The following is a 9,114-nucleotide window of genomic DNA, read 5'->3' as shown; positions in this document are numbered from 1 at the left end:
CCAAAGGGCATATTCGGATCAGCAGCCCCGAACGAATTGATGCGGATCATGCCCGTGTCGAAGTAATCGCGGGCCAGCTTGAGGGCACGTTCCTCGTCCTTTGAAAAGATTCCGCCGCCCAGACCATAGCGGCTTTCATTCGCCAGTCGCATGGCGTCCTCGTCATCCCTGGCGCGGATGATGGATGCGACAGGTCCGAAGATTTCATCGTCGAAGGCGGGCATGCCGGGCGCGAGGTCGGCCAGCACCGTGGCGGGATAAAAGGCACCCGTGCGGTCAGGTACTTCGCCGCCGCAGAGGATCTTTGCACCCTTGGCGACGCTGGTGTCCACCTGTTGTTTGACCGTATCAAACTGCTCCTGGCTTGAAAGTGGCCCAAGCTGGCTATCCTTGTGCGTGGGATCGCCCATGACGATGTCTTTCATTTGAGCGACGAAGGCATCGACAAAGGCGTCATAGACCTTGTCGGTCACGATGAAGCGCTTGGCGGAAATGCAGGTCTCTCCGTTGTTGTAAAGCCGCCCCATAACCGAGAATTTCACCGCCGTTTCAATGTCGGCATCCTCGAGCACGAGGTAGGCGTCATTCGAGCCCAGTTCGAGGACGGTTTTCTTCAACGCCTTGGCGGCTACCGCACCGATGTGTCGCCCGGCCCCGTCGCTGCCGGTCAGCGTGACACCACGAATTTTGGGGTGGACGATCAGCTTATCGCTGGTGTCATGGTCGATCACGATAACCTGGAACAGGTCCTCGGGCAGGCCAGCCTCAATGCATAATTCACGCAAACGCAGGCCAGATCCGGTGCAGATGCTGGCGTGTTTCAGAACACAGCCGTTACCGACCATCAGGTTTGCCGCCAGCACGCGAACCGGTTGGTAGATGGGAAAGTTCCAGGGCTGGATCGAATAGATGACGCCAATGGGCTGATAGCTGACGACGCCGCGCTTTCCGTTGATACCCTGCGCACGCTCCTCATCGGCCAGCGCGGCGGGTCCGTTTTCAGCGGTGAAATCAAAGATCGCTGCACAGAGCTCGACCTCAACGCGTCCGTCCTTCAGGAGTTTGCCGGTTTCGTTGGTCATCAAGGCAGCCAACTCATCGGCATTGTCGCGCAATTTTTGGCCGATCTTCTTGAGATAGGGGGCCCGTTCCTGATGGCTCAGTTCGCGCCATTGCAAAAACGCTGCATGGCAGGCCTCAAGCCGGTCCGTCGCCTGCTTTTCGGTCATGATTTCGTAGGTCTGAATTTCTTTTTCGGTCGCAGGATTAATGGTGGTGATGGTCGACATGGTCGCTCCTTCCGGGTCTGATTGGGAAACGCGGTCGGCGCTAACCTCGATGCATTATCAGGCCGTTGGACGGATCTATCTGTTCGATAACGAACGATCACCGCTGCTTGTCAGAAAAGTCAGGCTCCTGGGCTTCAGCGTCAAAAAGAGAAAAAGGGGGGATGTAGGGAATTAAATTGACTTCATGGCCTCCGAGCCCTTTCGGAGGGCCAGCTCATGCCGTCCCCTTTCGGCTCACTTTGTTCACTTGAAGTCGGGTCCCCTTGCAGCTCAATCTTGCGTACCATGCGTATGTGGAGCCAACGGCATGAGCACCGCTTGCCGGTTTGCATTCTCTGCGGGGGAGATCGGCATGCTGCACTTCCACCTGATCGCAGTCCCGAGCCTTATCGCCGCGGCATGTGCATGGCCACTTGCGGCAGTCGCTACAGAAAAAAGGGGGCGGCATGGTTCGCGCCGTGATCGATAGACCGAACAGCGCAACATCTGTGCCTTGCCATCGCATGCGCCATGGTCTCGCGTGTTCATGGGTTGGGCTGCTTTGTGTCTGGCTGCTGTTGGTCGTACTGCCAAGTGGATGCACACAGACGCCGGACCCAGCGCCGAGGGACACCCCACGCCTTACCGGTGCATCCGGCCAAAGCAGCAATCCGGTCGTCATGGCCGGTCATATCCTCGCCATGCAGGCAGCCGCTGCAAGCGGGAACACGCAGGCTGTGCGTGCGCAATCGGATGCAATGCGCAAGGACCTGATACGCGCCATGCGCATCCCTGATCCGTCCCGCCCGATCAACCACGAGGCTGCCCGCGTGGCGATTGAGCCGCTTGAAGGGGTGCGGGGCGTGGTCTGGCTGGATCGTACGAACCTGATCGTGATGGTTGCAGGAGCGCGCTATCGCACCATGGGCTCCATCCAACGGATATGTGACGCCTTGGCGCCCCTGGGCGATACGCTTGCGGTTGTGGTCAATGTGCAGAACGTGCAGGCAGTGACGTCGGAACAGGCCGATACCCTGTCGCGTAATTGCCAGTTACCCCCCGGGCAGCGCGCATTCATGCAGCGCAAGAGACAAGTCGATGTATTGGATCCGGCGTTGAGACGGGTTTTCGAGGCCCAGCAAACCCATGAAGGAAAATGACGTGGCCAGAACCAATCAAAAAGACCCCACAGGGAATTGGATCTATGTTCCTGAAAATGGGTCCAGGTTCAATTGCAGTCGTTTGGTAAAAAGGCCGGGTGCGAAAAAACGCGGTCAAGTGCATTCAATTTCGAGACCCCGTGCGTCGGGAGGGAGCATGTTGGGGGCTTGAGACGGATGGATCCGTGCGCACCATGCCGGTCCGTCGGGTCCGCAAGGATATGTTTGTCTTGGGAGGGGTACATCAATGAACGGGTATGCGCTGATTGAACTGTTGCATGTTTTCTTCGCCATCGTCTGGGTTGGCGGGGGATTCACACTGCTGTATGCAGCGGAGATCGCACGCCGCAAACACGGGTCCAGTGGCGTGATGGCGGTCGTGGACATCGTGGCACTCCTGGGGCCGCCGCTGTTCGTGCCGTTTTCGCTGCTCACCGTCATGTTCGGAGCCGCCGCCGCCTGGATCGGCGGGGAGTTTTCCCTGTTGTGGGTGAATCTCGGGCTGGTGGGTTTTGCCGCGACCTTCCTCAACGGGATACTGCTGATCAAGCCGCGCGCCGAGAAGCTGTCGGCCATGGGTGCCGAAATGGGCAAGGACCATCCGGGTCTGGTGCCTTTGGCCGAAAATCTGCTGACGATTGCACGCTTCGATTACGTGATCCTGCTGCTGGTCGTGGCCGACATGGTGCTCAAGCCGCTGCCCGGCAATACGTGGGAGCTGGCCACCATGGACGCCCTGCTGGTGATCGGCATGGCGTTCACCCTGATACCGGGCATGCGCCGGCCACCTGTTGTCGCCTGATCATGACCCCTGTTTTTGTGACCCGACTTCGCTACCGAACACAAACATCTGTATGTGAACCTGTCACCGTTTTCAGAACGCCATCCGCATCAACCGATCGCGGACCTTAGGGGAATACTTCGGGGGCTTCTTCCTGGGTTCCATCGCTCCATCCTCTCAAGAGTTGGAGCCTCCGGGAAACCCAGGGCGGTTCACTCGGCTGCAACTGTACGACGTTGTCCCGGCGCAAAACCTCAGGGACCCAGTCGCTGTATTGGACTGTACGTTACCGAACCGACCGTCGTGCAGGCAGGCGCCAGTATGTCGCAAACGCTTTGCAGGACTCGCGCTATCTGGCAAGCCGTGCAGCCAGTCGGCCTGCCCGCGTGCTGATGAGAACGCATGGGGCAATTCGCTGCGATTCATTCCATTCCCGCTTCATGCATCCGTCGACGCCTGGTGTCGGCGCTGACGAGGAGACGTGCACATGCTACGCAGCATCAAGGATCTTGAGGGCTACGCTATCCGCGCAACCGACGGTGACATCGGTCATGTGAAGGATTTCTACTTTGATGACGCCAAGTGGGTCATCCGCTATCTTGTTGTCGAAACGGGAACATGGCTGACGCACCGGAACGTCCTGATCTCCCCGATCGCCGTCGGACAGCCGAACGAAACCGACAGGAATCTACCCGTTGCCATATCGATGGAACAGGTGGAAACAAGCCCTGACATCGATACCCAGCTGCCGGTCTCGCGACAAGAGGAGACGGATTACCTCAGTCATTTCGGCTATGCGCAATATTGGGCAGGCACGGGACTCTGGGGCAGTGGCATGTATCCAAGAATGATGATGCCGGAGTTTACATCGACACCTGTTGTCGTCGAGCCGCGGCTTGACCCCCCCTCACCGCCAGAGGAATCAAAGCAACATCAAGGTGATCCCCACCTGCGCGGTTGCAATGAGGTCATGGGGTACCACATTCGGGCGAGCGATGAGGACATCGGTCGCGTGGCAGGCATGTTGGTCGACGAAGCCTCATGGGCCATTCGCTATCTCATTGTCGACACGAGCAATTGGTGGCTTGGGCACCAGGTGCTCATTGCCCCGGAGTGGTTCGAGGACGTGAACTGGTCGGAAAAAACCGTATCGGTCAAGATGACGCGGCAGGCGGTGAAGGATGCGCCGACCTACGACCCGGCGAATGTCCCGGACAGCCGCATGGAATCGGAAATCTGGGCTCACTACAGTCACGTGGACGGTTTGGGATATGACCCGGATCGGGTAAGGATTTCTGCCCCTCGATAGGCGCGGCACGCGGCGAAACAGGCGAGAAGGGGAGGGGGTAGGCATACCCAATCAACTACCTCCGTCCCTTTGTCCAGAGTCCGGAGGCTCGCTCCATGAAGCTGGTCCGGAGCATCCTGTTAGCCGCGCTTGCCGGTTACGCACTGTCCGCCATGGCCGCACTGCCCGGCGACGAGGCAGCAGCGAAGCAGACCGTCTACGACGACAACGCGGCTTGGGCCACACATGACGTGGTGCGCTATAGGCGCCGGTGGACGAACGAAGACCTGATCCTGGACAACGGCGAGATCTCGAACCTGGACCAGGACGTCGCCGATCTGCGCACGCATCCGCAGGCGTGGTGGGGGGCGTCGGCAATGGCGAGTATGTTTTCGACGTCGAACGAGACGCTAGTTCGGAACTGCCAGGGGTTCAAGTGCTGATGGTGACTCAAGCAATGGGCAACGGGACCAAAGCGAGTCTGGCGGCAGGTTCAACTTGGGCGAAGGTTTCGAAAATAACGGGGTCACCATTTCGCAGCCCCCGTATTTAATTCGGCCGGTGGCGATGGGTTCCCTCATGCCATGTGCAGTAATTGCCGCTGGCTGTGCCAGACCCGGGGGCGGCCACTCAAGGGATCGACAAACTCCAGCGTGCGCGCCAGCAGTTGCAGCGGTCGGGCGTGGTCATCGTCTGTCTCGGGCTGCAGTTGCGGGTACCAACGATCATGCAGGATCGGTGCTCCCAGCGCGGCCATGTGCACCCGCAACTGGTGGGTGCGGCCCGTGACCGGTGTCAACGCGTAGCGCCACAGGTCCCGGCCGCGCTCAAGCACGGCCACGTGCGTTTCGCTGTTGGCTTGACCCTCGTCTTCACGCATGCGGAAGAACGGCTCGCCACGCACCAGCCGCGAGCGGTACACCTGCGGTAACGCAATCTGGCGCAGCGGCGGCGCCAGCGCCTCATAGGTCTTCACGATACGGCGCTCGCGAAACAGCGCCTGATACGCAGCGCGGCTGGACGGGTCGACGGAAAACAGCACCAGGCCGGCCGTGGCCCGATCGATGCGATGCAACGGCATCAGGTCGGCATGACCCAGGCGATGTCGCAGGCGCCACAGCAAGGTCTCCTTGAGGAATCGTCCCGCAGGCATCACCGGCAGAAAATGCGGCTTGTCCACCACCAGCAGGTGCGCATCGGCATGCAGCACCGTTTCGGTCACCGGAATGCGTGGCTCGTGGGCCACTTCGCGAAAGTAATGCACGCGCAGGCCCTCGCGGGAGGGCGCATCCACGGCAAGCGGCTCCCCTGCGGCATCCAGCACCCGTCCGCGACGCATGCGCTCGCGCCATACGTCCCGTGATACGGCGGGGAAGCGCGAACACAGGCACTCCAACACCGTGGTCCCGTCGCCCGGCGAAAGATGCACCGTGCTGGCGCCGGGTGGTTTGGGTGGTTTGTGTCGATGTGGATGCATCAAGGACGTCAGCGTGAGGGGCAAAGGCGGCCGGAGCGCTTTTCCACGTCTACCATAACGGGCCGACAGCAATAACTGGGAGCCCTTGACGGAGCCAACAAAAACGGTGCATGGAACACTTGAATCGATGTTCGGCCGAGCTTCCCTGATTCAATGGGCCCGCTCATTGCGTCCCTCTCAGTTTCCTTGTCCTGGATCGCCGGCCGACAGCAACCACCACTGTTCACGGTCACGTTTGTGCGACTTGGCCGCGTACATCGCCTGGTCTGCACGACGCAGCAGCAGGTCACCGGTGTCATGGTTTTCGCCCGGATACTGCGCGACCCCGATGCTGGCCGACAGCTCGAACTGCAGACCGTCGACGCCGAGCGGCGCACGCAATGCGTTGCAGACGTGCTTCAGCAGCACGTCCAGGTCGCGCTCGTGCTCCAGGCCCTCCAGCACAAGAACGAATTCGTCGCCACCGAGACGTGCCACGTAGTCGCTTTCGCGAAGCGCCTCGCGCAGTCGCGCGGCGACGATGACGAGCACGCGATCACCGACGGCATGACCATAGCGGTCATTGACTGGCTTGAAGTCATCCAGATCGAGCATGCCGACGGCCAACCGCTGGCCACTGCGGTTGGCTCGCTTGATCGCCTCGTCCATATGATGTTCGAGTGCACGCCGGTTCGGCAGGTCAGTCAATGAGTCGTGCAACGCAAAGTAGGTCTACCGCTCGCGCTCGTACGCCAGCGCAGCGCGTTGCTCGTGCTGGCGCAACGCCAGCCCAGTGGCTTCGGCAATCTCGTCCAGGAGCGTCCACATCTCGTGGTCGAATGCATCGGTCTCCTCTGTGACCACGGCAAATACGCCGGCGGCCTGTCGGCGCGAATCGGCGAAGATCGGCCAGCAGCCCAGCGCACCGAGATCCTTCAGCTCGTCACGCTTCCATGCCGCTGCGATATCCGAGTGCTCGGAGGGTCGCATCCGCACGACCGGACGTCCGCCCATGAACGCACGGGTCGGCGTATAGATCACGGGGCCCTCAGCGTGCCGCGGCAACGGCGGAAGTGCCCGCATGGCATCGGCATGCGGACCAGCAAGGGCCACCCGGCGCAACAGGGGTTCCTGCCCATCGACGGCGAACACAGACACCGCCGCCGCGCCGGCGACATCGACCAGCGCGTTGGCGAGCGAACGATAGACCGCTTCGGGGTAGGGCTGCTCCAGCAGTGCGCGCTGGATGCGCCGTTGCGCATCGCGGTAGCGGTTGATGCGCTGGGTACGTTCCAGCAGTGCCTGGTCGTCCCAGAATCGCGCCAGCTCCACGACCAGGCGCTGGGCCCAGTCGGTGAAGTCATGGTCGTCGGCCCAGCTGGCATCCTCGGGATAGGCGGCCAGCGTCAGCCGCCCGCCGTCCTTCGTATGGGTCGCCGCGGCGATGATCGCGACCAGGCCAAAACGTTGTGCCCGTACACGCCAGGGTGCGAACTCGGGCGCCTCGATCACGGCGAAACGGGGCTGTCGATCACGTAACGCCAAGCGCAGGGGACCGGCGTGACGCGGTTGGCCACCCACCGGTGTCTGGCGCAACGATTCGGTGTAGGCGGCGGCCCGGCCCGACACCGCGATCACGTCGATGTCGTCCAATCCCGGAGCGACGCGCCCGATCCAGACCAGCGGCAGTTGCATGGTGCTGGCCAGTACCCGGGCAACTTCCGCCATCGCATGCACGCGATCCCGTCCGGATGCTGCATGCAGCAGCGCCAGCGTCTCTGCAACGCTGCGGTAGAAACGCTCGCGATGGTTGTCGCCTGTTGCGGATTTGTTCGACGTCACCCCTTGCCATCCTCGCTCAAGCATCCCGCTTCCGGTCCACGAATTGTTCCGGACCTTGCCCCATGATGGAAGCGAGCGACTACGAGGATAGTATGAAGGGTATCGGACTCCGCTTGTGGAAAAGGGATCGGAGTTGGTTCATTCAAATCAAGCCAGGAGCAAACCATGAAAGGCATCTACCTCATCACGGGGACCTCGCGCGGCATCGGCCAGGCCGTCGCGGCCCGGCTGCTGGCCACGGGAAACCGGGTGGTTGGCATTTCGCGGACGCCGTCCCCGCTGGACGGGAAGCCCGGCTACCGGCAGGTGCTGGGCAGTCTGGCCGACACCGACTGGATCGAGACGATGCTTGAGGGCGTCAAGGAGGATCTGGACGATGACCGCATCGAGCTGCTGTGTCTGTTCCACAATGCTGCCCTGGTGGAGCCGGCGTGCGCGATCGAAGCGTGCATCGCCGATGACATCCGCCAGCATGTAGCGGTGAACCTGACCGCGCCGATGCTGCTCACGGCGCGTTTCATGGCCTTTTTCGGTGGGCTGGAGCTGCGCAAGAAGGTGGCCTTCATGACCTCGGGTGCCGCGCAGATGGCGTTTCCCGACATGGCACTGTACTGCTCGACCAAGGCGGCCCTGTCGATGTTCAGTCAATGCCTGGGCCAGGAACAGGCGGACCAGTCGCACGGTTTCGAGATCGCGGCCATCAATCCGGGCATGGTCGAGTCCGACATGCAGAAGATCGCACGCGCCAAGGATCCTGCGCGGTTTCGGCCCAGCGAGATGTTCCGCGGCGCCAAGGCCAGCGGCGTGGTGCAGGACCCCGAGACGGCCGCGCGCGCCATCTGCGAACTGCTGCAAGCCCGCACCGAGATGGGCAAGACGGTCTCCGTGACGAAGTAGCGGCACGCGCCGCGTCGATGCCTTTGAAAGCGGCCAGGCGTATAAAAAGAAATTGCCAGGACCATGAGGGGTGGTCGTGGTATTCAATTCACCGCAGTTCCTGGTGTTCTTTTCGCGCGCGCTCGTGTTGCACGCGAGGCCTTCGGCCTGGCGCACCCACAAGATCAACCTGCTGATCGCCAGCATCTGGGACATCCTGCTCAAGCGCATCGGTGCACCGGGTCTGGTCTTCAGCGGCGATCCGGAGCTGCGCGACTTCAAGCCGCCGGGTCACACCCGGCGAACGCTGACGCGCGCCGGTAATTCGCACTGCAGGCGCCCAAGGTGCAGCGGCTGTTCGAGCAACAGGCCACCGGGACCCAGGGGAGCGCAGGTCGACAAGTTGTCGGCTGTAAAATATGCGGTCAACAAAACAGGGGGCC

General features: G+C 61.5%; 10 protein-coding genes. 6 read left to right on the top strand and 4 right to left on the bottom strand.

Annotated features, from left to right (window positions below; all coding sequences use genetic code 11):
* The coding region (locus PF446_RS01045; protein WP_298068830.1) for an NAD-dependent succinate-semialdehyde dehydrogenase at positions 1–1,289 on the bottom strand (1,289 nt) is incomplete at its 3' end.
* Positions 1,290–2,026: 737 nt separating this feature from the next.
* Here PF446_RS01045 and PF446_RS01040 point away from each other — a divergent pair.
* The 4 genes from PF446_RS01040 (at position 2,027) to PF446_RS01025 (ending at position 4,940) form a co-directional block, all read left to right on the top strand.
* Positions 2,027–2,428: a hypothetical protein gene (locus PF446_RS01040; protein WP_298068828.1), complete on the top strand. Its 402-nt coding sequence runs from the start codon at positions 2,027–2,029 to the stop codon at positions 2,426–2,428.
* Positions 2,429–2,675: 247 nt separating this feature from the next.
* Entirely contained in the window at positions 2,676–3,230 is a 555-nt protein-coding gene (locus PF446_RS01035) for a hypothetical protein (RefSeq protein ID WP_298068826.1), read from the top strand.
* 466 nt (positions 3,231–3,696) lie between these two features.
* Positions 3,697–4,518: a PRC-barrel domain-containing protein gene (locus PF446_RS01030; RefSeq protein WP_298068824.1), complete on the top strand. Its 822-nt coding sequence runs from the start codon at positions 3,697–3,699 to the stop codon at positions 4,516–4,518.
* A 95-nt stretch (positions 4,519–4,613) separates the two neighbouring features.
* On the top strand, positions 4,614–4,940 hold the full coding sequence (locus PF446_RS01025; RefSeq protein WP_298068823.1) for a hypothetical protein: 327 nt from the start codon (positions 4,614–4,616) through the stop codon (positions 4,938–4,940).
* 134 nt (positions 4,941–5,074) lie between these two features.
* Here PF446_RS01025 and PF446_RS01020 read toward each other — a convergent pair whose 3' ends face one another.
* The 3 genes from PF446_RS01020 to PF446_RS01010 form a co-directional block, all read right to left on the bottom strand.
* The gene (locus PF446_RS01020; protein ID WP_298068821.1) at positions 5,075–5,974 is read right to left on the bottom strand and encodes a pseudouridine synthase; all 900 of its coding nucleotides are present in this window, start codon (positions 5,972–5,974) and stop codon (positions 5,075–5,077) included.
* Positions 5,975–6,151: 177 nt separating this feature from the next.
* Positions 6,152–6,673, bottom strand: coding sequence for a GGDEF domain-containing protein (locus PF446_RS01015; protein WP_298068819.1), 522 nt, complete (start codon positions 6,671–6,673; stop codon positions 6,152–6,154).
* A gap of 12 nt (positions 6,674–6,685) precedes the next feature.
* A complete protein-coding gene (locus PF446_RS01010) occupies positions 6,686–7,795 on the bottom strand; it encodes a GAF domain-containing protein (protein WP_298068817.1) in 1,110 nt (369 codons plus the stop codon).
* 165 nt (positions 7,796–7,960) lie between these two features.
* Between PF446_RS01010 and PF446_RS01005 the strand changes: the two genes are divergently transcribed.
* Together PF446_RS01005 and PF446_RS01000 are read left to right on the top strand one after the other, a co-directional pair.
* Entirely contained in the window at positions 7,961–8,692 is a 732-nt protein-coding gene (locus tag PF446_RS01005) for an SDR family NAD(P)-dependent oxidoreductase (RefSeq protein WP_298068815.1), read from the top strand.
* 76 nt (positions 8,693–8,768) lie between these two features.
* Positions 8,769–9,114: hypothetical protein (locus PF446_RS01000; RefSeq protein WP_298068813.1), on the top strand; the 346-nt coding region annotated here is incomplete at its 3' end.

Origin of the sequence: Oleiagrimonas sp., assembly GCF_027858935.1 — a bacterium.
Taxonomy (GTDB): domain Bacteria; phylum Pseudomonadota; class Gammaproteobacteria; order Xanthomonadales; family Rhodanobacteraceae; genus Oleiagrimonas.
This window is presented reverse-complemented; position numbering and strand designations above follow the sequence as displayed.

Excerpts from the sequence above, each read along its gene's own strand:
- PF446_RS01025 (WP_298068823.1), top strand. The coding sequence starts at position 4,614 with ATGAAGCTGGTCCGGAGCATCCTGTTAGCCGCGCTTGCCGGTTACGCA.
- PF446_RS01030 (WP_298068824.1), top strand. The coding sequence starts at position 3,697 with ATGCTACGCAGCATCAAGGATCTTGAGGGCTACGCTATCCGCGCAACC.
- PF446_RS01035 (WP_298068826.1), top strand. The coding sequence starts at position 2,676 with ATGAACGGGTATGCGCTGATTGAACTGTTGCATGTTTTCTTCGCCATC.
- PF446_RS01020 (WP_298068821.1), bottom strand. The coding sequence starts at position 5,974 with ATGCATCCACATCGACACAAACCACCCAAACCACCCGGCGCCAGCACG.
- PF446_RS01005 (WP_298068815.1), top strand. The coding sequence starts at position 7,961 with ATGAAAGGCATCTACCTCATCACGGGGACCTCGCGCGGCATCGGCCAG.
- PF446_RS01040 (WP_298068828.1), top strand. The coding sequence starts at position 2,027 with ATGCGCAAGGACCTGATACGCGCCATGCGCATCCCTGATCCGTCCCGC.